26 protein-coding genes are annotated in these 24007 nt (G+C 26.7%); 7 read left to right on the top strand and 19 right to left on the bottom strand.

What is annotated here, in order from left to right; genetic code table 11:
* Nucleotides 1-13 precede the first annotated feature (13 nt).
* From ALANTH_RS02215 to ALANTH_RS02175, 9 genes are all read right to left on the bottom strand, one after another.
* A complete protein-coding gene (locus ALANTH_RS02215; RefSeq protein WP_026807358.1) occupies nt 14-1711 on the bottom strand; it encodes a proline--tRNA ligase in 1698 nt (565 codons plus the stop codon).
* Nucleotides 1712-1724: 13 nt separating this feature from the next.
* The gene (gene hemA / locus ALANTH_RS02210; RefSeq protein ID WP_026803227.1) at nt 1725-3017 is read right to left on the bottom strand and encodes a glutamyl-tRNA reductase; all 1293 of its coding nucleotides are present in this window, start codon (nt 3015-3017) and stop codon (nt 1725-1727) included.
* A complete protein-coding gene (locus tag ALANTH_RS02205; protein WP_026807357.1) occupies nt 3017-3916 on the bottom strand; it encodes a polyprenyl synthetase family protein in 900 nt (299 codons plus the stop codon). The genes hemA and ALANTH_RS02205 overlap by 1 nt, the downstream gene beginning before the upstream one ends.
* A gap of 1 nt (nt 3917) precedes the next feature.
* A complete protein-coding gene (locus tag ALANTH_RS02200; protein ID WP_026803225.1) occupies nt 3918-4220 on the bottom strand; it encodes a DUF2018 family protein in 303 nt (100 codons plus the stop codon).
* Complete coding sequence (gene hisD / locus ALANTH_RS02195) at nt 4220-5515, bottom strand: histidinol dehydrogenase (protein ID WP_026807356.1); 1296 nt, start codon at nt 5513-5515, stop codon at nt 4220-4222. The genes ALANTH_RS02200 and hisD overlap by 1 nt, the downstream gene beginning before the upstream one ends.
* Nucleotides 5512-6024, bottom strand: coding sequence for a shikimate kinase (locus ALANTH_RS02190; protein WP_026803223.1), 513 nt, complete (start codon nt 6022-6024; stop codon nt 5512-5514). The genes hisD and ALANTH_RS02190 overlap by 4 nt, the downstream gene beginning before the upstream one ends.
* A gap of 261 nt (nt 6025-6285) precedes the next feature.
* A complete protein-coding gene (locus ALANTH_RS02185; RefSeq protein ID WP_051678403.1) occupies nt 6286-8208 on the bottom strand; it encodes a TonB-dependent siderophore receptor in 1923 nt (640 codons plus the stop codon).
* Nucleotides 8209-8447: 239 nt separating this feature from the next.
* Nucleotides 8448-8642: a hypothetical protein gene (locus ALANTH_RS02180; RefSeq protein ID WP_029888280.1), complete on the bottom strand. Its 195-nt coding sequence runs from the start codon at nt 8640-8642 to the stop codon at nt 8448-8450.
* Nucleotides 8643-8895: 253 nt separating this feature from the next.
* On the bottom strand, nt 8896-9759 hold the full coding sequence (locus tag ALANTH_RS02175) for a 1-aminocyclopropane-1-carboxylate deaminase (RefSeq protein ID WP_026807354.1): 864 nt from the start codon (nt 9757-9759) through the stop codon (nt 8896-8898).
* Nucleotides 9760-9839: 80 nt separating this feature from the next.
* Here ALANTH_RS02175 and ALANTH_RS02170 point away from each other — a divergent pair, with 80 nt between their 5' ends.
* The 3 genes from ALANTH_RS02170 to ALANTH_RS02160 all read left to right on the top strand — a co-directional run bounded on the left by ALANTH_RS02170 (nt 9840) and on the right by ALANTH_RS02160 (nt 11553).
* Nucleotides 9840-10592 carry a class I SAM-dependent methyltransferase gene (locus ALANTH_RS02170; protein WP_026807353.1) on the top strand — a complete coding sequence of 251 codons (753 nt, stop codon included), beginning with the start codon at nt 9840-9842 and terminating at the stop codon, nt 10590-10592.
* 95 nt (nt 10593-10687) lie between these two features.
* Entirely contained in the window at nt 10688-11164 is a 477-nt protein-coding gene (locus ALANTH_RS02165; protein ID WP_026803220.1) for a MotA/TolQ/ExbB proton channel family protein, read from the top strand.
* Nucleotides 11164-11553: an ExbD/TolR family protein gene (locus ALANTH_RS02160; RefSeq protein ID WP_026803219.1), complete on the top strand. Its 390-nt coding sequence runs from the start codon at nt 11164-11166 to the stop codon at nt 11551-11553. Before ALANTH_RS02165 ends, ALANTH_RS02160 begins: the two co-directional genes overlap by 1 nt.
* Nucleotides 11554-11582: 29 nt before the next feature.
* On the opposite strand, the gene ALANTH_RS02155 is transcribed toward ALANTH_RS02160, so the two are convergent.
* From ALANTH_RS02155 to ALANTH_RS02145, 3 genes are all read right to left on the bottom strand, one after another.
* Nucleotides 11583-13079: an aldehyde dehydrogenase family protein gene (locus tag ALANTH_RS02155; RefSeq protein ID WP_026803218.1), complete on the bottom strand. Its 1497-nt coding sequence runs from the start codon at nt 13077-13079 to the stop codon at nt 11583-11585.
* A gap of 155 nt (nt 13080-13234) precedes the next feature.
* Nucleotides 13235-14302, bottom strand: a complete 1068-nt coding sequence (gene fbaA / locus ALANTH_RS02150) for a class II fructose-bisphosphate aldolase (protein ID WP_026807352.1) — start codon at nt 14300-14302, stop codon at nt 13235-13237.
* Between the two features lie 11 nt (nt 14303-14313).
* Nucleotides 14314-15120, bottom strand: a complete 807-nt coding sequence (locus tag ALANTH_RS02145) for a peptidylprolyl isomerase (RefSeq protein ID WP_026807351.1) — start codon at nt 15118-15120, stop codon at nt 14314-14316.
* Between the two features lie 195 nt (nt 15121-15315).
* Between ALANTH_RS02145 and hsrA the strand changes: the two genes are divergently transcribed.
* A complete protein-coding gene (gene hsrA / locus ALANTH_RS02140; RefSeq protein WP_026803215.1) occupies nt 15316-15999 on the top strand; it encodes a homeostatic response regulator transcription factor HsrA in 684 nt (227 codons plus the stop codon).
* A 9-nt stretch (nt 16000-16008) separates the two neighbouring features.
* The gene (locus tag ALANTH_RS02135; protein WP_026803214.1) at nt 16009-17283 is read left to right on the top strand and encodes an ATP-binding protein; all 1275 of its coding nucleotides are present in this window, start codon (nt 16009-16011) and stop codon (nt 17281-17283) included.
* Here ALANTH_RS02135 and ALANTH_RS02130 read toward each other — a convergent pair.
* From ALANTH_RS02130 to ALANTH_RS02105, 6 genes are all read right to left on the bottom strand, one after another.
* Nucleotides 17280-17720, bottom strand: a complete 441-nt coding sequence (locus tag ALANTH_RS02130; protein ID WP_026803213.1) for a CoA-binding protein — start codon at nt 17718-17720, stop codon at nt 17280-17282. The two genes, ALANTH_RS02135 and ALANTH_RS02130, sit on opposite strands and share 4 nt — an antisense overlap.
* Before the next feature lie 10 nt (nt 17721-17730).
* A complete protein-coding gene (locus tag ALANTH_RS02125) occupies nt 17731-18765 on the bottom strand; it encodes a DHH family phosphoesterase (protein ID WP_026803212.1) in 1035 nt (344 codons plus the stop codon).
* Nucleotides 18762-19163, bottom strand: a complete 402-nt coding sequence (locus ALANTH_RS02120; protein ID WP_026807350.1) for an RrF2 family transcriptional regulator — start codon at nt 19161-19163, stop codon at nt 18762-18764. The genes ALANTH_RS02125 and ALANTH_RS02120 overlap by 4 nt, the downstream gene beginning before the upstream one ends.
* 130 nt (nt 19164-19293) lie before the next feature.
* Nucleotides 19294-19566: a 30S ribosomal protein S15 gene (gene rpsO, locus ALANTH_RS02115; protein WP_026803210.1), complete on the bottom strand. Its 273-nt coding sequence runs from the start codon at nt 19564-19566 to the stop codon at nt 19294-19296.
* Nucleotides 19567-19654: 88 nt separating this feature from the next.
* The gene (gene moaA, locus ALANTH_RS02110; RefSeq protein ID WP_026807349.1) at nt 19655-20626 is read right to left on the bottom strand and encodes a GTP 3',8-cyclase MoaA; all 972 of its coding nucleotides are present in this window, start codon (nt 20624-20626) and stop codon (nt 19655-19657) included.
* 13 nt (nt 20627-20639) lie between these two features.
* Nucleotides 20640-21557 (bottom strand): glycosyl transferase, encoded by a 918-nt coding sequence (locus tag ALANTH_RS02105; RefSeq protein WP_026807348.1) that lies wholly within the window; start codon nt 21555-21557, stop codon nt 20640-20642.
* Between the two features lie 87 nt (nt 21558-21644).
* Between ALANTH_RS02105 and ALANTH_RS02100 the strand changes: the two genes are divergently transcribed.
* Nucleotides 21645-22310 carry a Crp/Fnr family transcriptional regulator gene (locus tag ALANTH_RS02100; RefSeq protein WP_026807347.1) on the top strand — a complete coding sequence of 222 codons (666 nt, stop codon included), beginning with the start codon at nt 21645-21647 and terminating at the stop codon, nt 22308-22310.
* Nucleotides 22307-23302 carry a type IV pili methyl-accepting chemotaxis transducer N-terminal domain-containing protein gene (locus ALANTH_RS02095; RefSeq protein WP_026803206.1) on the top strand — a complete coding sequence of 332 codons (996 nt, stop codon included), beginning with the start codon at nt 22307-22309 and terminating at the stop codon, nt 23300-23302. The genes ALANTH_RS02100 and ALANTH_RS02095 overlap by 4 nt, the downstream gene beginning before the upstream one ends.
* Nucleotides 23303-23312: 10 nt before the next feature.
* On the opposite strand, the gene ALANTH_RS02090 is transcribed toward ALANTH_RS02095, so the two are convergent.
* Nucleotides 23313-24002, bottom strand: a complete 690-nt coding sequence (locus ALANTH_RS02090) for a response regulator transcription factor (protein WP_026803205.1) — start codon at nt 24000-24002, stop codon at nt 23313-23315.
* Between the last annotated feature and the right edge of the window lie 5 nt (nt 24003-24007).

The raw sequence follows: 24007 nt of genomic DNA, 5'->3' as shown, positions 1-24007 counted from the left end.
AAGAACAACCTTTTTATTTAACTAAATTAAGAATCTTTGAAACAACTTCTTCTACTTTTACATCAGTTTTTTCTAAAGTTTTTCTATCTACTATTTCAACAAAACCTTCTTCAAGTTTTTTTCCAATAACAACTGCATAAGGGAACCCTAAAAGTTCAAAATCACCCATTTTAAATCCGAATCTAGCATTTATTCTATCATCTAAAATAACATCTACATTTGAAGCTTTTAATTCATTATAAATTGTCTCACCAATTTTTGCTTCTTCTTCTTTTTTTGAATTAGAAACAATAATATCTACCATAAATGGAGCTGTTGCTTTTGTCCAAATACAACCTTTTTCATCATGATTTTGTTCAATCACAGCTGCAACTAATCTTGAAACACCCACACCATAACAACCCATTATAAAAGGTTTTGCTTTTCCATTTTCATCTAAAAAATTTGCGTTCATAGCACTTGAATATTTTGTACCTAATTGAAAAATATGTCCAGCCTCAATACCTTTTGTATAAGATAGAGTTCCTCCACAACAATTACAAATATCACCTTCTTGAACTGCAACTAAATCAAAATATTTTACATCTTTTAAAGTTCTTAAATCTGCATTGATAAAGTGATAATTCTCTTCATTTGCGCCACAAACAAGTCCAAAACTATCTTTTAGTTCATTATCTACAACAAATGTTGCATCTAAATTTACAAATCCACAATATCCAGCAACTAATCCTGCTTCTTTTATTTCATCTTCATTTGCATCAATAAGTTCTAAAGAATTCACACTATTTAAAGCTTTTATTTCCTCAAGTTCATCACAACCTCTTATAAAGAAAACTACAATTTTAGTTTTATCTTCAAAAATTGCTTTTTTTATAACAGCTTTTACAGTTTGTTCTTTTGAAAATTTTAAGAAATTTGCAACATCTTCTATTGTTTTGCAATTTGGTGTTTCTATTTTTTCTAAAGTAGCATTTTCAAAATTATATTCTTTTACTTTTCTAATTGCTGCTTCAATATTTGCTGCATAATTACAACTATCACAAACAACAATAGTATCTTCTCCACTACTTGCTAAAACGTGAAACTCTTTTGAACCACTCCCACCAATAGCACCACTATCAGCTTGAACAACCCTAAAATTAAGACCTAATTTTGTATATATTTTTTTATAAGTCTCTTCCATAAGATTAAACTCTCGAACTAAATCATCTTCATTTGAGTGAAAAGAGTAAGCATCTTTCATCAGAAATTCTCTTCCTCTCATAAGCCCAAATCTTGGTCTTGCTTCATCTCTAAATTTTGTGTTTATTTGGTAAAGATTTAAAGGTAAATCTTTATAAGAATTTACTCTATTTTTTACCATATTTACAACTGCTTCTTCATTTGTAGGACTCAATACAAAATCACTATTTCTTCTATCTTTAAATTTCAATAATGCATTGCCCATTGTATTTGCACGACCTGATTCTTCCCATAAAGAAAGTGGTGTTACAAAACCAAGTTGAACTTCATTTGCTCCTGCATTATCCATTTCTTTTTTTACAATAGCTTTAATTTTTTCTAAAACTATTTTTCCTAAAGGCATAAAATCGTAAATTCCAGCACCAGTTTGTGCTACAAATCCACCACGAACTAAATATTGGTGTGATGGAAGTGTTGCATCATTTGGTGTTTCTTTTGTTGTGGGAATAAACAGTTTACTAAATCTCATTTTTTATCCTATTTTATTTTTTTAATATATGTTCACATTTTATATTATTTGTTTTTGTTTTACTTTCACAAAACATATTCTGTATCGTACCTACTACAATATCACATTCCATATTCTTTGAAAATCTCTTTAATTGCTTTGCTGGCTCATGTAAATACTCTGTAATAACAGTTTCACAAAGCTTTCTAATATTATCTTCATATTCTTTGGGGACATAACCTTTTTTAATAGCATTTTTTATCTTTTTATCAATAATATTATGACCTTTTATATAAATATCTTTTATAACTGGTTCTATTTCTAAACTCTTTAACCAATCAAAAAATTCTGAAGTTGTACGTCCAACAATAGCATAAGCTTCTTTTGCTTGAGTCGATCTTTGAGTCATATTTTCATTTACAATTTCTTGTAAATCATCTACAGAGTAAATTTCTAAATCAAACATTGATATATCTTCATCAATATCTCTAGGAACTGCAATATCAAACCAATATCTTGTGATGTCTGAACTTGGTGCATTTTCTTGAGTTATTATAGGATATGGAGCAGATGTCGCTGTTATCATAACAGGATAAGTTTCTAATAAAAACTCTAAATTTGTATATGGCTCAACATTTACATTTACTTCAAAAGTTGCTGCTAAGTTATTTGCTTTTTTTAAATCACGGCTAACTATTGTTACACTAAAACCAGCGGTAATTAGATGTTTAACTGCAAGTTCACTCATTTCTCCTGCACCAATAACCAATGCTCTTACACCATTTGTATTTCCAACTAATTCTTTTGCTTTAGAAACTGCAGTTGATGCAACTGAAACAGAACCAGTTCCTAAACTTGTAGCTGTTCTTACTTGTGCTGCACATTTAAAAGCATAATGCATAACTCTTGAAATACCTTGTTCACAATAGTGTTTCATTTGAGAAAATCTATATGCATCTTTTAATTGTCCTACAATTTGCGTTTCACCAATTACTAAAGAATCAAGTGCAGATGCAACTGAAAAAAGATGGTGAACAGCTACATCATTATCATAAATATCAGCTCTATCATATAAAAAATCAAAATCTAATTTTGAATAAAAAGCCAATTTTTCTATAATATTTTTAGCACTTTGCTTTATATTAGAACTTTTTGTAATAATCTCAACTCTATTACAAGTAGAAAGAAGAACTACTTCTTTTGTAGCTTCAAATTCTAAAAGTTGTTTTATAAATCTATCTTTATCTTCATCACTATTAAAAGCTAGTTTTTCTCTCATTTTTATATCAATATTTTTATGAGAGAAACTGATTACTAAATAACTCATCAAAATTCTCTTTCTATCATAGCACTCATAATTTGAATTAAATCTTCACTATTTTTTTCATCACTTATAGATTTTATTGCTTCAAGTCCTGTTTGTCTTGCTTCATTTATAGCATCTTTTAGAGCATTTGTTTGTTCTAATTGCTCTTTTATCCAAGATAATTCTTCACTATTTAACTCTTTTTTATATAAAGATTGAAGTTTTGCTTTATCTTCTATCCTTTCATAAAGATATAAATATGGTATAGTTACTTTACCTTCAACAAAATCAAGCATAGCTGGTTTTCCTAAAGTTTGACTATCAGAAGTAATATCTAAAATATCATCAATCATCTGAAAAGCAAGTCCTAAATTTTTCCCATAAATAGCATATTTTTCACTATCAAGTCCAACTAATATTGCAGCACTTCTAGCACTAGCTTCTATTAAAGAAGCTGTTTTTTTATAAATCATTGTAAGATATTTATCATAAGAAGTATTAAAAGAATTAGTCAAATCAACATCCATCATCTCACCAATACTTAACTCCGTTACAGCATTTGAAATATGATACGCAACTCTTTTATCCATTTGTGATAATTCAGTAAATGCTCTTGAATATAAAATATCTCCAAACATAATAGAAGTTTTATCACTATAAAGAGCGTTAATAGATGGTTTTCCTCTTCTTGTATCAGCTTCATCTATTACATCATCATGTAAAAGAGAAGCTGCATGTATCATTTCAACAACTGCACAAAGTTTTATACTATCTTCACTAACTCCAGCAATTTTTAATATAAGTTTACTTCTTAACATCTTTCCAGTTGCTAGCTTTTCAAGTAGCTCTAAAGCTTTTGGATAAGAACAAACTTCTATAAATCTTTTTATTTGATTCTTTACTTCAACTAATACTTCCACTTTAACTATCCAATCTACAAATAATTTCTCCAGTAAACTCGATATAAAGACCTTTTTTCATACCATTTACTCGTTCTTCATTTTCTAAAATATATTTTTTTATATGTTCATTTATATTAAATTCATCACCTTTTTCGTCAATTGTCATCAACTCTAAAACAGCAAGTTTTTCTATAATCTTATCAATCTCATCTTCAACAATATCTTTTGAAGCTTCTCTTGTTACATCAAAAAATTTTGATTTTGGACTTCCCATAAAAATATCATCTTCATCTTCTGTAAACCAATCTTTAAATATTGACATTATTTATCTTCCAATCTTAATCGTACACTTTTTGCGTGAGCAGTTAAACCTTCTGTATCAGCTAATAAGGCACAAGGTTCACCTAATTCATTTATAGCATTTTTTGAAAAACTTATTATAGAACTTTTTTTCATAAAGTTTTCCACATTTAATGGACTATAAAACTTAGCTGTTCCACCAGTTGGCAATGTATGATTTGGACCAGCTATATAATCACCTATTGGTTCAGGAGTATTTTCACCTAAGAATATAGCTCCAGCATGTTTTATATATGGTAACAATTCAAAAGGATTTTGTGTCATAACTTCCAAGTGTTCAGGAGCAATTTCATTCATAAGTTCTATTGCTTCTTCCATATTAGAAGCTACTATTATAACTCCTCTTTCTTCTATTGATTTTCTAGCTATTGTTTCTCGTTCAAGTTTTACTAAATAATTTTCTACTTCTACACTTGTTTTATTTGCTAAATCCTCACAAGTTGTAATCAAAATAGAGCTAGCCATTTCATCATGCTCTGCTTGAGACAATAAATCCATTGCTAAATAGTGTGGTTTTGCACTAGCATCTGCTAAAATACCAATTTCAGATGGTCCTGCAATCATATCAATATTTACTTCTCCAAAAACAAGTTTTTTAGCTGTTGCTACAAATATATTTCCTGGACCAGTTATAACATCAACTTTTGAAATAGTTTGTGTTCCATAAGCCATAGCTGCAATAGCACTAGCACCACCTACTTTATAAACTTTTGAAACTCCACATAAATGACATGCTGCTAAAAGAAGTTCATTTACTTCATTGTTTGGTGTAGGAGTACAAACAACTATTTCTTTAACTCCTGCAACCAATGCTGGAATAGCATTCATAAGTAAAGAACTTGGATATGCTGCTTTTCCTCCTGGAATATATAAACCTGCTCTATCAACAGGAGTTACTTTTTGTCCTAAGATAGTACCATTGCTTTCAAAATCAATCCAAGATTTTGGAAGTTGTTTTTCATGATAAGCTTTGATTCTATCATAAGCAGTATGAAGTGATTTTCTCAAATTTTCATCTATATTTTCATAAGCTTTTTTCATATCAATTTGAGAAATCAATAAATCTTCATCAGTTTTTACAGTCCATTTATCAAATTTTTCAATATGAGATTTTAAAGCTTCATTTCCATTTTCAACAATTTCATCTATAATATTTGAAACTATTTGCGAAACACCTTTTATATCACTTTTAGCTCTTTGTAAAATATTTCCAAACTCTTCTTTAAAGTTTGACTCTTTTGTATTAATTATTTTCATTTTAATTTTCCTAATATCTCTTTTACAATATCTTGTAAATCTCTATTTTCAACATCAACTATAATATTTGCAACTTTTTCATACTCTAAAGCTCTTGTATTATATAGCTTTAAAGCTTCTTTTTTATTCTGTAAAAGGGGGCGTTTTCTTAATTTATTTTTTGCATTTGGAGCTTTTTTTATTCTTTTTAAAATACCTTCAAATGATGATTTAAGATATATTACTAAACCTATATCTTGTAAATTTTCTTGTTTATAAAATCCACCACCTGTTGAGATAATAGTATTTTGAACACTACTTTCAAGCCACAAAGCAGTTTTTTTCTCTAAATTTCTAAAATATGGTTCACCATCTTGTGAAAAAATCTTTTTTATTCTTCTATTTTCCATACTTTCGATTAAATCATCAGTATCAATAGAATACATATTTGACTCTTTAACTAAAGCTCTTGCAACTGTGCCTTTTCCAACACCCATAAATCCGATAAGTATAATATTATTATTTTTCATAGTTGAGGATTATATCTAAATATTAGTAAAATTGAGATTTTAAATAGTAAGTTTATATTAGAAGTTAGATTAAATTTATAGTAAAAAACCATGGATTTATAGCAAGCAAAACTGCTCATAAATAAATAATAGGTATATAGGAGAATCTCGCTACAAATCCAATGATCTAAGCTTATATACTTAAGATATAAACTTAATTATAAATTCTATAAACTCATAATTAAATCTATAAAGAGAAAAGAATCTCTTTATAAATTAATATTAAAACTCCATTTTCATAGAAAATGCAACAGTTCTTGGATCACCTATTCCATTTGCATTTGTCCAATAAACTTTATCAGTTAAATTTTGAACATTTAAGTTAAAAGTTGTAGGATATTTATCAATTTTTGTTTTATATCTAAGCCCCGCATCATAAACTGTATAGCTTGGTATAATATCTTTGTTTTCTTGGTCTACATATTTTTTACCAGTATAATATGCTCCAGCATTTATTGATAATCCATCAATATAAGGTATTTTATATTCAGCAAAAAGTTTTGCCATTTTAGTAGCTGCTAATGTTGGTTTATTTACTTTTAAAGCTTCATCTTCAATTTTTTCTAAACTTAAGTCCATAAAAGTTAATCCACCAAAAACAGTTAAATCATCACTTATTTTTCCAGTTGCTGTTAATTCTATTCCTTGATGGATTTGTTCTCCATCTTGTGTTAATGTTGGTTTTCCTAATGTTCCCATGGTACTTTCATCAGTATAAGAATTAGCCTTTTCTAATCTAAATACAGAAGTTGTTAACAATAACTTTTCATCTAAAATACTATATTTTGCACCAATTTCATATTGTTTACTTTTATATGGGTCTAAAATTTTTCCTTCATTTGCATACCAAATTCCAACAATAGTTCCAGCTTCTAAACTCTCTATATATGTAGCATAAGTTGTAATATTTTCAAATGGTTTATATATAAGCGAAATTGTTGGAGTTAATTCCGATTTATCATATTTTGTATTTGCTAAATAGCTTTTATTGATTGCTGTTGCATAGTTTACTCCAACTAAAGCACTCCATTGTTCATTAAATACAATATCATCACCAATTAATATATTTTTATATTGAGTTTGACTAATTGGTTTTCTTGGTTGTGTTCCAAGTGTCCCAAAACTATTCCAATTTGGCTCAGATAAATTTTTATATTCATCAAAAGTAAAATTATATTGTCTAGTCGTATTGAGTTCATTATCAGATGATCTAAAAAGTTTATTTGAAGCAATAGAATAACCAGTAGTTAAAGTATGGCTTATATTTCCGATATCAAATTTTGTATCTAAATAAATATTAGCTCCATAATTCTCATTTTTATTCCAAGCAAATTTTCTATTATGAAACTCTTGAATAATATTATCTTTATAATAATGTATATATGAATAGGCTCCTCTTCCTTTTAGTTCTTCGTACATTGCGTTGGTTCTTAAAGTAAAAATATCATTTATATCCCATCTTATATTATTTGCTATATTATGTGAATTTGATTCATTAAATACCCAATCAGGAGTTGAATATTTATTTGAACTTATATCTGAACGAATTACCCCTCCATAATCACCAAATACAAGATTCCCTCCTTTAGATAAATAGTCTTTGTAAGCATATTTTATATCTGTATAAAAATTATCAGTTGGTTTCCAATCAAATACTAAACTTATTGCTTTTTGTTCTGTATTAGCTTCTGAAGGCAATCTTCCATCTTGATATAGTGCATTTACTCTATATCCAAAAGTATTATTTCCATCAAATTGTCCACCTAAATCAATATGTCCATAATATGACTCGTTTCCATAACTTCCAATAGTTACATTTCTTAAATCTTTTGTAGTTGGTTTTTTAGTTATATAATTTACTGCTCCACCAACTCTTCCGCCACCATATAAAAATCCAGTTGCTCCATTTATAACTTCAACTCTTTCTATATCTTGCATCATTACACTGTTAGCACTTCTTCCAGCATAAGAAATACCATCAACTATTGGATTTGATGAACTAAATCCTCTAATTGAGACATCTGGTAAATCATTCCCACTTTTACCAAAGGAACCCCTTTCTTGAGTAGTTGGATTCATTTTAAAAATCTGATTCATATCTTTTGCTTGAACATTTTCGATTAAATCTTTTGAGATTATACTCATTGAGTATGGAGTGTCTTGTAGTTTTCTTTCATTCCAAATACCAGCTCCTGATATTTCTTCTACTAAATATCCTGATTCAGCACTTCCACTTTTATAGCTTTCATTTACAGAAATTGTATCTATAACTGTTGTTTTTGAAAAACCATTTACTGGTTTTGGTTTATCTATTATATATATTATCCCTTCTTCTTCTACTGCTTTTAATTCTTCAGTTTCTAAGACTTTATTTAAACTATTTATTACCCTCCCCCGAAACTCATTTTGCTATCATCAACTTTCCTATCCTTCAAGCTTTTTGATTTTGAAATATAACTTACCTTATACTCTTTTACTATATTATCTACTGCCTCTTGCAAACTTATCTCTTTTGCATTTAACATTGTTCCACTTATCATCATTGATGTTACTACTGAAACAAAAACTTTATTCTTCATCATCTCTCCTTATCTTTATTTATTATGAGAATTGGTTTCTCTAATTAGTAAGACGACTGAACTATAAAAAAATGGACGTCTTTTTACAAGAAATTTTGGAATTTATTAAATATCCATCTAAAACTACCATAAATTAGTACTTCTTAAAATGAAATGTTTCTTATATTTTGATTATTTTAACTAATTTATTTTTATCTCTTTACTTTGATTTTACTTAATAGGGATATCTTAAGGCTAAATTAATAATATAGAATTATCCAAACTTAAATTTATATCTTTCTAACATAGATTTATTTCCTAGTATTCCACCTTGATGTATATATAGAAATATATAATCTTCTTTATTTTTTAAACTATTAACATAATTTTGAAATACAGTCCAACCTAAACTATCATAAAGTAAGTCAAACTCAATATTTGTTTGCTCGAAAAGTTCTTTATGAATTTCATAAAATTCTTTATATAGTTTTCCAAAGTGATACTTTTTATCTTTTTTTAAAATAATTGGATGGTTTTCTATTTCAAGAGCTGAAAACTGTTTTATTAAATAATCATCATCTCCCACACAAGAACAAGTAAGAATTTCATATGGTAAAAATTTTTGTAAATAAAGTGATGTTGTTCCAGTACCACTTGGTAAAAAGATTTTTATTTTTTTATCTTCTATTTGTTGCTCTTTTACCCAATCTTGTATCTCATTTGCAAGTATTTTTATACCAAAAGAAGCTTCTTTAACTGCTCCACCTTCAATTATAAAAAGTTCATCTTTATTAAAATTTTCAGGAATATCTCTTACTAATAAATTCATACCATTTTTTAGTGCTTCTTTATAATTTCCAACTGGATTTTCTTTTAAATATGATGGTAGATGAGAAACATAATAATCAAAATTTAATCCTTTTATTCGACTCAAAACACTAAGTGAATACATAGCATTTGATTGGCATGAACCATAAGAAATAATTTTTTTATATGCTTTTAAATCTTGATTTAAAAAATAGTGAAATTTTCTGGCTTTATTACCACTAAAATCTATATTTAATAAATCATCTCTTTTTACAAAATATTTTTGTGAATTAAAAATAACTTCATCTATTTTTGATGCTCCAAAATCCATAAAATCACCATCTTAATTAATATTCCAATATAATACAACAAAAATATATAATACTTATTTATTGAAGGAAAAGAGAAACAATGTTTGATTTTTATGGAAAACTATCTTCTGAAGTTTATGAATTAGATAAACCAATTGGTTCATCTTTTGGAGATGTAGAATATTATTTATCAAGACTCAAAGACATTAAAGGTCCAATTTTAGAACCAGCAACAGGTACAGGTAGAATTTTAATACCTTTATTAGAAGCTGGTTTAGATGTAAGTGGATTTGACTTATCAAATGAAATGTTGGATATTTGTAAAAATAACTGTAATAAAAGAAACCTAAATCCAGAATTATTCATTGATAAAATGGAAATATTTAAAACTGATAAAAAATATAATGCAATTATTGTTCCAACAGGTACATTTTTACTAATTTATGAAAGAGAAAAATCTATAAAAGCATTAAAAAACTTTTATAATCATTTGAATATAGGTGGAAAGTTAATCTTAGATATTGAAGTACAGAATAATATAAATGAATTAGAAATATCTAATAGAAGTTGGACAAATGAAAAAGATGAAATCATAAATTTATCAACCCAAGTTATGCAAATAGATTATATAAACCAATTTACTATTTATCACAATATATATGAAAAGATAAAAGAGAATAAAGTAATCCAAAATGAGTTAGAAAAATTTGTATTAAGATGGTATGGAATTGAAGAGTTTAAACTAATATTAGAAAGTTTAGGATATAAAAATATAGTTATTTCATCTGATTATAAATACAATAGCTATCCAAATAAAGCTGGACAAATTGTTACATTTGAAGCTACTAAATAATCTTAATTTAGTAGCTTCTTAATTTGTAAAAATATATAAAAGTATCATATTAATTAAATTTTTATTATAATACAACAAAAAGTTAAAGGCTATTTATGGATATTCTCGAATTTATCGATAAAGGTGGTTTTATCGTATATATTTTAATATTTTTGAATATTATTGGATTTACTATTATTTTTTGGAAATTTTTTACTCTTCCACGAAAACATCAGATTATCGCTAAAATAAAACAAAGAATAAAACCTACTTCATCTGTTTCAATGCAAATAGAGTATGAAGTTAAAAAACTTGAAACTGGTCTTACTATAATAAAAAATATAGCTATTATTTCTCCTCTTTTAGGATTACTAGGAACTGTTGTAGGAATTTATATGTCATTTGAAGATATAACAGCAAAAGGATTAGGTGATCCTACTGTATTTTCCGGTGGTATTGCTGTTGCACTTATTACAACAATTGTAGGAATTATAGTATCAATTCCACATCAAATAGCATATAATCATTTTATTTCTATTATTGATACAATAGAAATTCTAGCTAAAAAAGAACTTGTTGGAAAAGAAGAATAATGAAAAGAAGAGAGCCTTTAGGACTTGATTTAACACCAGTTATTGATGTTGTTTTCATACTTCTAATATTTTTTATTGTAACAAGTGTTTTTAAAAAAGAAGAACTTGCCCTTATGCTTGATTTACCAGCTTCTAATGCTGAAACTATACAAATAAAAGAAGAACAAGTTTTTATAGAACTAAGTGAAAATAAACTAGCAATAAAAGGGATTGAAGTATCTTTTGAATCACTAGAAGATAATCTTAAAGCTATAAAAAATAAAGAAAATTCAGTAATAGTAAGAATTGATAGAAAAGTACCTTATGAAAGAGTTGTAAAAGTTTTGGACTTACTTCAAAAATATAGTTTAAATAATTTGGCTCTTGTAACAAATGAAGAGAAAAAATAAAAGCCCTTTTTTATAAGGGCTTTTATATATTAAAAGAATCCTAAAGCTTTTGTATCAAAAGATGTTAAGATATTTTTTGTATGTCTATAAGAGTTTAACATCATCATATGTGTTTCTCTTCCAATTCCAGATTTTTTATATCCTCCAAAAGAGGCATGTGCTGGATATAAATGATAACAATTTACCCAAACTCTTCCAGCTTCAATAGCACGACTTACTCTATGAAGTTGATGTGCATCTCTTGACCAAACTCCAGACCCTAATCCATACTCTGTATCATTTGCAATAGCAATAGCTTCTTTTTCATCTTTAAATGTTGTAACAGATAAAACTGGTCCAAAAATTTCTTCTTGGAAAATTCTCATTTTATTATGCCCTTTAAAAATTGTTGGTTCTATATAGAATCCATTTGGATTTATAGAAGAGTTATAAACATTTCCTCCAATTAAGCATTCCGCACCTTCATCTTTTGCAATTTTTAAATAAGAAGATATTTTTTCTTTTTGATTAAATGAGTTTTGAGCACCCATAGTATTTTCTGTATCAAGTGGATTTCCAACTTTGATAGCTTTTACTCTTTCAATTACTCTTTTTATAAATGGCTCATAAATTGATTCTTCAATTAATGCTCTTGATGGGCAAGTGCACACTTCTCCAGAGTTAAATGCAAATAAAACTAAACCTTCTATTGCTTTATCAAAAAATTCATCATCTGCATCCATAATTGATTTAAAGAAAATATTTGGAGATTTTCCACCAAGTTCTAAAGTTGATGGGATAATATTTTCTGTTGCATATCTCATAATTTCTTGACCAGTTGTAGTTTCTCCTGTAAATGCAACTTTTTTAATATCTTTATGAGTTACAAGATATTTTCCTATTTTTCCACCTGCTCCATTGATTACATTTATAACACCTTTTGGTAACACATCTTTTATTAAATCTAAGAATAGTAGAATTGAAAGTGGTGTTGAGCTAGCAGGTTTTAGTATCACACAATTTCCAGCAGCTATTGCAGGAGCCAACTTCCAAGCAGCCATTAAAAGAGGGAAGTTCCATGGAATAATTTGTGCAATAACTCCATAAGGTTCATAAATCTCTTGAGAAATTGTATTTTCATCCAAATCAGCAACTGTACCAGATTCTGCTCTAATTACTGATGCAAAATATCTAAAATGATCTATAAATAAAGGAAGATCTGCATTTAAAGTTTCTCTTACAGCTTTACCATTATCTAATGTTTCTGCAACAGCTAGAGTTTCAAGGTTCGCTTCAACAATATCTGCAATCTTATTTAATAATGCACTTCTTTGTGCAACAGAAGTATGCTTAAATTCTTCAAAACCTTTTTTAGCAGCTTCGATTGCTAAATCTATATCTTTTTCATTTGATCTTGGAATTTTTGTAAGAGCTTTTCCATCAACAGGAGAGATATTTTCAAAATATTCACCACTAATTGGTGCTATCCATTCTCCACCTATAAAATTCTCATATTGTGCTTTGTACGTTGGTCTTGCATAAATCATCTCATATTCCTTATCTTAAAAATTTAAAGAAAAGATTTTTTCTTTATTGAGATAATTATACTACTAAATTATAGCAATAAGATAACAAAGAGATAACAGTTATTATTTTAAAAGAGTAGTTTTATATTTTAGAGAAAATTAATTCTCTAAAATATTTAGTTTTTATTAAGTGCTAATAAATCACTAAATGCAGTTTCAAGTCTAGATATCATACTTTCTTGTCCTGCTCTTAGCCATTTTCTTGGATCATAATAATTTTTATTTGGTTTATCATCACCTTCTGGATTACCTATTTGTCCTTGTAGATATCCATGGTTTTTAGCTTCATAAGCTCTTACTCCATCCCAAAAAGCCCATTGTGTATCAGTATCTATATTCATCTTAATAACACCATAAGATATTGCTTCTCTAATTTCTTCAAGTAATGAACCACTTCCACCATGAAATACAAAATCAACTGGCTTAGAAGAAGTTTTATGTTTTTCTTGGATAAATTTTTGAGAATTTTCTAAAATAACTGGACTTAATACAACATTTCCAGGTTTATAAACTCCATGAACATTCCCAAAACTTGCTGCTATTGTAAAATTTGGACTAACTTTACTCAAACTTTCATAAGCAAATGCAACTTCACTTGGCTGTGTATAAAGTAGCGAATTATCAACTCCACTATTATCAACCCCATCTTCTTCTCCACCAGTAATTCCAAGTTCAATTTCAATCATCATGTCAAGAGCATTCATTTTCTTGAAATATTCAACACAGATCTCAATATTCTCTTCAAGACTTTCTTCACTTAAATCTAACATATGTGATGTAAAAAGAGGTCGTCCAGTTTTCTCAAAATGAATAGCTCCAGATTCAAGTAATCCATCAATCCAAGGAAGAAGTTTTTTTGCAGCATGATCTGTATGTAAAATTACAGGAATTCCATAAGCTTTAGCCATAGTATGAACATGATTTGCCCCACTAATTGCACCTAATACTGCAGCATCACTAGATTTTAAACCTTTTCCAGCATAAAATCCAGCTCCACCGTTTGAAAATTGTACAATTATAGGAGATTTTACTTTACTTGCTACTTCTAATACTGCATTTACAGAATCAGTACCTACAACATTTACAGCAGGTATAGCAAAACCTTTCTCTTTTGCATAAGAGAAAAGTTTTTTTGCTTCACTTCCTGTTAAAACTCCAGCATTTACAACATCTAAAACACCCATATTAATCTCCCTTATTTAATTACGATCTTTGCGTCTTTTCTTAAACTTTGTACCAATTCATCGATTTTTTTATTAAATTTTTCAGCAATTAATATTTGATTTATATTTTCTTTTACTTCATCATAACTTAAAGATTTTCCTGCAATTTTATCTTTTACATAAATTACGTGATAACCAAATTGAGTTTTTGTAGGAGTTTTAGAATATCCACCTTTTGGTAAAGATTGAACAGCAGTTGAGAATTCTGGAACCATTTGTTCTGCTGAGAATTTACCTAAATAACCACCATTTGCTTTAGATGGATCTTTTGATTTTGATTGTGCTAATTCTTTAAATTTTGCTTCTTTATTTGAAGCTTTTTCTATCTCTTTTATTATATTTTTTGCATCAGCTTCATTTTCAACTAAAATGTGGCTTGCTTCAAAAGTCTCAGGGATTACAAATCTAGCCTTATTTTTTTCATAAAAATCTTTTTTTTCTGTATCAGAGAATTTAAGTTTTTCTATCTCTTTTGATTGCCAAACTTGTAAAGCTAAATCTTCTTTAATTTTTGAGATAGCTTCAACATATTGTGTATCTTTTTCTATACCATCTTTAATAGCTTTTTTTGCAATTAGTTTTCTATTAATTGCTCCTTCTAAGATTTGATTTTTTGCTTCTTGAGGAAGTTGATCAAAGTTTATTCTAGGATCTTGTAAAAGTACATCAATATCTTGTTTTGTAATTTTGTCTCCATCAACTGTTGCATAGAAATCTGCTGCACTTAAAGTTGAAACCAAAGCGATTGAAGCTATAAAGCTTGTAACTATTTTTTTCATTTTGTTCCTTAGAAATTAATTTGCAGTATTTTATCTATTCATAGTTAATAAATAGTTTATTTTTTATCTTTTATCTTTCTATTTTAAATCATTTTTTACAATTTTTAACATTTAACTTAAAAACTCTTTAAAAAAACAAATTTTTATGATATACTTTCGCTGAAAATTAAGATTAACTTAAATTTAAGGATTTTTATGAGAATTTTGATAATAGAAGATGAAATTACATTAAACAGAACACTACAAGAAGGATTAATAGATTTTGGGTATCAAGTTGATACAGCTGAAAATTATAAAGATGCTGAATATTTTATTGATATTAGAAATTATGATTTAGTTTTAACTGATTGGATGTTACCAGATGGAGATGGTATTGAACTTTGTAAAATTGTAAAAAATAGAAGTTCAAGAACAGCAGTTGTTATTATCTCTGCAAGAGATGATAAAGAAAGCGAAATTGAAGCATTAAAATCAGGTGCTGATGATTTTATAAAAAAACCATTCGATTTTGATATTTTACTTGCACGTATTGAAGCTAGATTAAGATTTGGTGGAACAAATATAATAGAAATTGATGATTTAGTAATAAACCCAGATGAAGAAAAAATCGAATATGCTGGAGAAGAGATTGAATTAAAAGGTAAACCTTTTGAAGTTTTAACTCACTTAGCTAGACATAGAGATCAAATTGTTTCAAAAGAACAATTATTAGATGCAATTTGGGAAGAACCAGAACTTGTAACTCCAAATGTTATAGAAGTTGCAATTAATCAAATTAGACAAAAAATGGATAAACCTTTAAATATTTCAACTATTGAAACTATTAGAAGAAGAGGATATAGATTCTGTTATCCAAACGTGGCATCTGAGGAAAAATAACCTTTAAAAATGGAGAGTAGAAGTATCTATAAACAGTTTTATATAAAACTTATTATTGCTACTTCACTTTTCATTACTACTTTATCTATAATCTTTTATGAATATGCAAAAAGTTCTTTTTATGACAATATTCAAGACAACCTTTTATCACAAGCAAAGCAAATTGAAAGAGGATATATAACATCAGATAAATTCCAAAATGTAATCTCTCAATTTCAAATTATTGAAATAATTTCAAATAAAAATATAAAAAAAGAAATTAGCTTTATAAAATTTTATAAAGATGATAAATCTTATACAAAACTCTTATTTCCTATGCATGATGATGTCTTTTTACAAATCACTAAAGATATAACTTTAGAGAAAGATTTATTATATTCAATAATATTTAAAAACTTTTTTGCATTAGCAATTCCTAGTTTTATTTTAATGCTTATTTACTCTTTAGTTGTTTCAAAATCTTTATTAAAACCAATTGTACAAATAAATAAAAAACTATCAAATATGGATGAGAATTCACTTTCACAAATTGATACAAAAGATTTACCTACTGAATTTTTAACTTTAGGAAATTCTATCAATTCTTTAACAAATCGTATAGGAACATATATTAAATTCAAAAAAGAGCTTTTTATAGGAATTGCTCATGAACTTAAAACTCCTTTAGCTGTAATGAAATTAAAAAATGAACTAATGCTAAAAAAAGATAGATCTAAAAAAGAGTATGAAGATGCTTTAAAACTTACAATTAAAGAAATAGATAATATGAACATAATGATAAGCTCTATTTTAGATATTGGAAGAACTGAGGGAGCACAATTTGAGCAACCTAAAAATATTGATTTAGTCAAATTTATACAAAATAAAGTAACTGACTATAAAATGCTATCATCTAAAAAAGATGTAGAAATAAAGTTTAGTTCAAATATCTCTCAATTTGATACTTTAATTCAAGAAACTTTATTTAATCAAATTTTACAAAATTTTGTCCAAAATGCCATAAAATTCACTCCAGACAATAAAATAATAGAAGTAAAACTAAAAAAAGTTGATGATGAAGTAACCTTAAGTGTTGTTGATGAAGGTATTGGAATAGATGAAAATATTGATGTATTTGCTCCATTTAAAAAAGTAGGAAAAGAAAATGGTGTAGGATTGGGATTATATTTAGCAAAAATAGCTTCCGATGCTCTAAATGGTCAAATATCTATAAGAAATAGACAAGACGGCAAAAATGGATGTGTTGCAAAACTTGTATTAAGCAACACACCTCATCAAGATTAAGAAAATAGTGCTTGGTGCTCTATCTTAGTACATTTATTCTGAACTACATTTAATCCAGCATTTTTAGCAATCTCTGCAGCCTCATTATTTGATAATCCAAGTTGAAACCAAACTGTTCTTATGTTTTTTTCATCTTTAATTTTTAAAACCTCATCTATAACTTTTGCTATTGCATCTGGTTTTCTAAATATATCAACTAAATCAATATTAAATGGGATTTCACTTAAACTTCTATAAACTTTTTCACCTAAAATAGTATCTTCTTTAGGATAAATTGGAATTATTTTAAATCCAGCTTTTTGTAAATATGAAGCAACTCGATATGAAGCTTTTTCAGTATCTGGAGAAAGCCCAACTATAGCTATTGTTTTTGTTTCATTAAATATTTTTATTATCTCATCTTTGTTTGAATTAATTGTAGGAAATTCGCACTCCATGTATCTCTCCTTAGTCTAGTTTATCTAGCTTATTTTGAATAAAAGTTTTTACTTCTAACAAATCTATTGTATCAACAAAATCCTCAAATTTACAACCACTTGCATTTATATGTCCACCACCATTTGCTAATTTTGAAGCTAGTTGTGAAACATCAAGTTTACCATCAGCTCTAAAAGATGTATTCCCTTTTCTATTTATATCAATAAAAAAGTCATAGTCATAATTTGCTCTTAAAAAACTATTTGCAGGAATTGAAATAGAACCTAAACAATATGTTAAAAGCCCTTTTTGTCCCTTATAAAAAACTGTTAAATCATCTTTAACTTCATCTAAACATTTAACTAAATATTTTGCACTTAAATTATCTAAAGTATCATCATTATGTTCTTTTAAAAACTCTTTTTTTAGTAAATGTACATCATTATCTAATTTTATATGCCCATTTTCTAAATCTAAATATTTTATAGCATTTTGTAATAGAAAAAATTTTAATTCTCTATCTAAAGAAGAAAAAAGTATAGAGTTTATCTCTCTTGTTTTTATTATCATTGACATTAAAACTTTACCAAATTCAAAATTCTTTTCTTCATGTTCAAGCCAAATATCAACTGCATTTATAGCATCAACTAAATTTTTAAGGTAGTGTATATCTGCATTGAATTTTTCTAGCATAAAATCATATACAATTTTTGTAGCACATCTTTTATCATCTAAAAAATACCAATCATATTTTGATGCACTTGTTTTTCCTGTAATATGATGATCTAAAAGCTGTAATGTTATATCAAAACCTTCTTCTTTTAAAGTTTTTATTTCTTTATCTAATTCATCACTTTCTTGTAAAGTTAAGTTTAAATCACTAATTATCAAAAAGAGTTTTTCATCTTTATGTTTTCTTATATCTAAAATTACTTTTTTTAAAGCTAATTTTACTTCTATACCATAATTTGCATTATAAAAATGGGTCTTTTCAAAGAATCCATTTGTGATAAGTTGACAGCCAAAACCATCTAGATCTGTGTGTGAAATGTGAAATAGTCTCATTGTGCAATATCTTTCAATGTTAATTTATCAAGGAAATCATTTATTTTAAATTGTAAATTATTTAATAATGGCCAGATTCCACAAAGTTTTGCTTTATGATTTGGACAACTTTGTATCGAATCAGAACACTCAAACACCATAGGATTTCTCTCTTCAGCAGCTACAACTATTTCTAAAATAGTTATCTCTTCTATTGATTTTTTAAGTACAAAACCACCATTTATCCCTCTATGAGAGACTACTAAATCCTGTTTTGCTAAGTTTTGCATAATTTTTGCTAAAAAAGATTTTGATATATCTAACTCTTTTGATAAAACATCTACATTTACGGGAGTATCGCTCTTTGAAATTGATATTAGTGATAGCAGTGCATATTCACTTTTTTTTGTTAATAACATATTATAATCTTTCCAATTTTTATTATTCTGTTATATTTTACAAAAACTATGATTAATATTCGTTAGAAGATATAAAAAAAGGGGCTGTAACTTTAGTTACAACCCCTTTTATAATCAAAATGTAATAAAACTATTTTGCTCTAATTCCTAAAGATGCAACTAATTCTGTAAATCTTGCATAATCAGTTCTTCTTAAGTATGCTAAAAGTTTTTTTCTTCTACCAACCATTTTTAAAAGACCTAATCTTGATGAGTGATCTTTTTTAAATACTTTTAAATGCTCTGTTAAAATTTTAATTTGCTCACTTAATAATGCTATTTGAACTTCTGCTGAACCTGTATCACCATCTTTTCTAGCATATTTTGTAATAATACTTGCTTTTACTTCCTGATCTAAAGCCATTTTGACCTCCTAATAGGTATATATTTAAATTTATTTCCAATGAAATAGGTGCGAATTTTATTAAAAATTTGCTTTATTTTTACTTATATTATCCACCAGTTTGATAAAAAGCTCTTGTAGAAACTTCATTATCTGTTTTATTACTCCATTTATTTTTTTCTGGTTTATTTTTTAGAACTTTTTTCAGAATATCTACTGCTTCATCAATTCGATTATTTCTAACGGCATCTTTTATACTCATTGCATCTTCAAAGTATAAACAAGGAATCAAATAACCTTCTGCTGTTAATCTTATTCTATTACAAGATGAACAAAAATCATCTTTATGTGGTTCAATTATACCAAATTCATAACCATCTTCAAATCTATAATATTGAGCAGGAGAACTTGTATCTCTTGGAACTTTTACAAAATTTGGATATTTTTTTGAAATAATTTCTAATATTTCATCAGAATTTAGCCCTTTTGCTTCAGCTTTAGCATGATTATTTTCCATAAATTCTATAAATCTAATAATATAACCTTTATCCCTACAAAATTCTAGAACTTCAACAATATCTATATCATTTATTCCTTTTATAGGGACACAATTTATTTTAACTTTTAATCCTACTTTTGAAGCTTCATTTATTCCTTCAAGTACTTTATCTAAAACATCTTTTTGAGCTATTTGTTTTGCTCTATCTTTATTTAAAGTATCTAAAGATATATTTATTCTTTTAAGTCCTGAATCTTTTAACTTTTTTGCAACTAAAGATAATAAAAATCCATTTGTAGTCAAAGCCAAATCTATATCATTTTTATAATCAAATACCATTTTTATAAATTTATCTAAATCTTCTCTTAAAAGTGGTTCTCCACCAGTAATTCTAACTTTTTTAATACCTTCATCAATTGATACTTTTATAAATTTAAATAAATCTTCATAAGATAATAAGTTCTCTTTTGGAACCCAAGAAAATGGTTTTTCTGGCATACAATATTGACATCTAAAGTTACATCTTTCTGTAACAGATACTCTTAGATAATCAACTTTTCTACCAAATCCATCTATTAACATTCTAAACCTTTTTTTAATTCAATCTTTGCCAAGCTTCATCTAAAGAGCTTACTCTTTTTGAAAACAATAAGTAAAGTGCAATATTGAATTTAGCAAGTTTTAAAGTACTTTCATCTGGTTTACTTACAATATCTAAACATTCTTGTAAACTAATATTCGTATAATCTTTTTTATAATCTATTCCAAAATCTTTTAAACTAAAGCTAAACTCTTTTATCTCATCATTAACTTTTTGCCAATATTTAGAGTCTTTAAAAACTTCAACTCCACCTTCAGATCCTCTAATAATTGTAATATTTTTATAGAAATCTTTAAAAATATCAAGATACTTAGCAACATAAGGTTTATGTACAACTCCTGTTATTCCATACTCACTTAAAGAAGGATTTAAAAGTTTTTCAACTGTGTTAAAAGCTGTTCTCATTACTAACTCTTTTCTCAAATTTGTTAAATTACTAAGCTCAGTTAAGTATTCTATCCTATCAAAATAGTGTACAAATTGACCTTTGTCAATATTGATAAAAACATCTTTTGTTGTAACACCATCTTTTGCTGGTTGCAAAAAATCTCCACAAATTACAAGATTTAGCCTTCTTACATCACTATTTTTTTTATAAAAATCGCTTAATATATCTTCAAATAATGGAAATAAATATGGATTGTCAGTTCTTCCATTAAAGTTATACCCTAAAATCATAGAATCTTTTATCTCTGTTTTTTTCATAAATTTATCAAGAGCAGTTACACAACCTTTTAACTCTTCATTCGTTTCAAGCCTAGTTCTCCAAGCAATTAAAAAAGCTCCAATTTGAGCTTCACTTAACTTTTTTTTCAAAATCATTTCAACAACTCTTTGAGCTTCTTCTTGAGTCAAATCTTTATTTCCTTTTGGTCCAGTTCCAACTGCTTTTATAAATTTTTTAAATTCCATTATATACCCCATTCTATAGCGTTTTAATTAATATTTTTACAAGGATAATATATACTTACTTAAACAAAACCATTCTTAAGGTTATTTATGGGTTTATTACAAGATATTCAAATGTTAGACTTTTTTAAGAACCTAAATGATGATGAGTTGGAACTTCTTAGCTCTTTTTCATCTATAAAAAAGTATACAAAAGACTCTATTTTATATTATGAAAGTGAATCACAAAAAAATATTTTATTTTTAATTAATGGATTAATAAAAATTTATAAATTTGATAAATTTGATAATGAAATATTTTTATATCATATTTATGAAAATTCAATGATTAGCGAAATAAGTTCACTTATTGCTGATGAAATTTACTGTTTCTCAAATGCTTCATTTATTGAAGATTCTACTATTTTATCTATAAATTTCGAAAAACTCCAAGAACATTTTTTATCAAAAAATATTTTAATAAAAGAGCTTATGGAAAGTCTTTTAAGAAAAACTCATCAACTTCAATGTATTGTAAACAGAGAATTAGTTTTTGATGCAACAGCAAAAGTTGCATTTATGCTATCAAATGATCTTAAAATGTTTAATAATTTAAAGAGACAAGATGTATCATTTATGTTACATATTCAACCTGAAACTCTATCAAGAGTTTTAAAAAAGTTATCAAGAGACGAAATTATAGATGTTGAAAACAATAAGGTAGTTATAAAAAATAAAGAGCTTTTAAGCTCTATTTTCAGAGGTATTGGTATATGAAGAAAAATAAAATAAGTACAAATATAAAAATAATTGGGATTTTATTTGCTATTTTAATGTTGAGTATAGTAGCTATAACTTTTTATTTAAATAATAAAAATGAAAAAGATGCTCTAATAATTAATATTGCAGGTAAACAAAGAATGCTTACTCAAAATATATCAAAAAATATATTTTACCTATCACAATTTAAAAATTCATCTTTTGATGAATTAAATAGTTCTACAGCTGAGTTTATTTACAATCTAAAAACTTTAAGAGAAGGAAATAATCTTCCAAAAATAAAAGAAGCTCCAACATCTGAGATAGCAAATCAGCTTATGAAAGTTGAAATATTGTGGAGTAGTTTTTATCAAACTGTTCTTAATTTTAAAGAGTTATTACATAAAGAAGATTCTCAAAATGAACTTCAGACTATTTTAAAATCTATACATTCATCTAATACTATTTTATTAAATGAAGTTGATAATCTAGTATCTTTATATACAGTTTATAGTGAATCAAAAATTGCAACTATTAGATATCTACAATACTTTTTTGCAATTTTAATCTTAATCTTAATTATTTATAGTTTTATTAAACTAAAATCTATGGAAGCAAATGCTATAAAATTTTTAGAAGAATCAAAAAAAGTTATGGAACAAAACTTTCAAGCACCATTAGAACCTATAAAGATTGAAGCTGAAGGTGAGATAGTTGAAGCAACAAATACTTTAAATAAGTTTATTAAAAAAATAAATTTAGTTATGGATGACTCAGCAAATGCTATAATTCAATCTAAAAATGCTTCTTTAAAGCTTGATGAACTAACAAATGAATTTAATGATATTATAGAAAATCTTACAAATTCATCTGAAATTTCAAAACATTTAAATCGTAGTGAAGATATTGTAATTCAATCCCAAGAAGATTTAATGAACTCAAATAAAAGACTTCTTGAACTTAAAAATGAGTTAGATAAAATCCTTATATCATTTGATAAAAAAGATTGATCTTTTTTTATCAAATACTTTTATTATTACAATAATAACCTACTCCTTGCATATTCTTTAAAAAATTATCAGGGAGTTTTTTTCGAAGGTTTTTAATAAAAAGTCTCATTGCATTTGGTGTTAAAACACTATCTTCAGAAATAGCATTTTCAAGTTCTTCATAAGTTATAATTCTATTTTTAGTAATTAGAAGTTTTAAAAATATAACCTCTTTTTTTGTCAATATAGCCTCAAACTCACCATTTGAAACTAATGATTTACTAGAATCAAAAAACCAAGATTCATCTAAAACATATATTTTATTTTCATCATAAGATTTAATAAATGCTTCTAAAGCTTCCATTAAATTGTCATTTGTGATAGGTTTTACTATATATTTTACTAAATAAAGCTCAGTTGCTTTTAATAAATAATCTAAATCTGTGAAAGCAGAAGTTATTATAACTCTTGTTTTGGAATCAGTTTGTCTAATACTTTTTATAAAATCGATACCTGTTTCATTGCCCATTCTTATATCTGTTATTATTAAATCTGGTTTATGCTGTAAATATAAGGAGTTAGCATCTGTAACATTTGAAGCACTATAAACTTCTTTAAAAAGATGTTTTAATATCTCTTCTATATTTTTTCTTATTCCATCTTCATCTTCAACGTATAAAACAGTAAAAGCATTTAGCTTATTTAAGAAGTTCTTTTTCATTCTTT

Origin of the sequence: Aliarcobacter lanthieri (genome assembly GCF_013201625.1) — a bacterium.
Taxonomy (GTDB): Bacteria; Campylobacterota; Campylobacteria; order Campylobacterales; family Arcobacteraceae; genus Aliarcobacter; species Aliarcobacter lanthieri.
The sequence above is the reverse complement of the archived record's forward strand: the minus strand, read 5'-3'. Positions and strand labels throughout refer to the sequence as shown.

What these genes read in the sequence shown, in the direction of transcription:
- ALANTH_RS02185 (WP_051678403.1), bottom strand. Translation starts at nt 8,208, where the DNA reads ATGAGTATAATCTCAAAAGATTTAATCGAAAATGTTCAAGCAAAAGAT.
- ALANTH_RS02095 (WP_026803206.1), top strand. Translation starts at nt 22,307, where the DNA reads ATGAAGAAAAATAAAATAAGTACAAATATAAAAATAATTGGGATTTTA.
- ALANTH_RS02215 (WP_026807358.1), bottom strand. Translation starts at nt 1,711, where the DNA reads ATGAGATTTAGTAAACTGTTTATTCCCACAACAAAAGAAACACCAAAT.
- ALANTH_RS02145 (WP_026807351.1), bottom strand. Translation starts at nt 15,120, where the DNA reads ATGAAAAAAATAGTTACAAGCTTTATAGCTTCAATCGCTTTGGTTTCA.
- ALANTH_RS02155 (WP_026803218.1), bottom strand. Translation starts at nt 13,079, where the DNA reads ATGATTTATGCAAGACCAACGTACAAAGCACAATATGAGAATTTTATA.
- hemA (WP_026803227.1), bottom strand. Translation starts at nt 3,017, where the DNA reads ATGAGTTATTTAGTAATCAGTTTCTCTCATAAAAATATTGATATAAAA.
- ALANTH_RS02120 (WP_026807350.1), bottom strand. Translation starts at nt 19,163, where the DNA reads ATGTTATTAACAAAAAAAAGTGAATATGCACTGCTATCACTAATATCA.
- ALANTH_RS02170 (WP_026807353.1), top strand. Translation starts at nt 9,840, where the DNA reads ATGTTTGATTTTTATGGAAAACTATCTTCTGAAGTTTATGAATTAGAT.
- ALANTH_RS02130 (WP_026803213.1), bottom strand. Translation starts at nt 17,720, where the DNA reads ATGGAGTGCGAATTTCCTACAATTAATTCAAACAAAGATGAGATAATA.
- ALANTH_RS02105 (WP_026807348.1), bottom strand. Translation starts at nt 21,557, where the DNA reads ATGGAATTTAAAAAATTTATAAAAGCAGTTGGAACTGGACCAAAAGGA.
- hisD (WP_026807356.1), bottom strand. Translation starts at nt 5,515, where the DNA reads ATGAAAATAATTAATACAAAAGAGTCAAACTTTAAAGAAGAGTTTGGA.
- ALANTH_RS02200 (WP_026803225.1), bottom strand. Translation starts at nt 4,220, where the DNA reads ATGTCAATATTTAAAGATTGGTTTACAGAAGATGAAGATGATATTTTT.
- ALANTH_RS02100 (WP_026807347.1), top strand. Translation starts at nt 21,645, where the DNA reads ATGGGTTTATTACAAGATATTCAAATGTTAGACTTTTTTAAGAACCTA.
- rpsO (WP_026803210.1), bottom strand. Translation starts at nt 19,566, where the DNA reads ATGGCTTTAGATCAGGAAGTAAAAGCAAGTATTATTACAAAATATGCT.
- fbaA (WP_026807352.1), bottom strand. Translation starts at nt 14,302, where the DNA reads ATGGGTGTTTTAGATGTTGTAAATGCTGGAGTTTTAACAGGAAGTGAA.
- ALANTH_RS02175 (WP_026807354.1), bottom strand. Translation starts at nt 9,759, where the DNA reads ATGGATTTTGGAGCATCAAAAATAGATGAAGTTATTTTTAATTCACAA.
- ALANTH_RS02180 (WP_029888280.1), bottom strand. Translation starts at nt 8,642, where the DNA reads ATGAAGAATAAAGTTTTTGTTTCAGTAGTAACATCAATGATGATAAGT.
- ALANTH_RS02165 (WP_026803220.1), top strand. Translation starts at nt 10,688, where the DNA reads ATGGATATTCTCGAATTTATCGATAAAGGTGGTTTTATCGTATATATT.
- ALANTH_RS02125 (WP_026803212.1), bottom strand. Translation starts at nt 18,765, where the DNA reads ATGAGACTATTTCACATTTCACACACAGATCTAGATGGTTTTGGCTGT.
- hsrA (WP_026803215.1), top strand. Translation starts at nt 15,316, where the DNA reads ATGAGAATTTTGATAATAGAAGATGAAATTACATTAAACAGAACACTA.
- ALANTH_RS02160 (WP_026803219.1), top strand. Translation starts at nt 11,164, where the DNA reads ATGAAAAGAAGAGAGCCTTTAGGACTTGATTTAACACCAGTTATTGAT.
- ALANTH_RS02190 (WP_026803223.1), bottom strand. Translation starts at nt 6,024, where the DNA reads ATGAAAAATAATAATATTATACTTATCGGATTTATGGGTGTTGGAAAA.
- ALANTH_RS02135 (WP_026803214.1), top strand. Translation starts at nt 16,009, where the DNA reads ATGGAGAGTAGAAGTATCTATAAACAGTTTTATATAAAACTTATTATT.
- ALANTH_RS02090 (WP_026803205.1), bottom strand. Translation starts at nt 24,002, where the DNA reads ATGAAAAAGAACTTCTTAAATAAGCTAAATGCTTTTACTGTTTTATAC.
- moaA (WP_026807349.1), bottom strand. Translation starts at nt 20,626, where the DNA reads ATGTTAATAGATGGATTTGGTAGAAAAGTTGATTATCTAAGAGTATCT.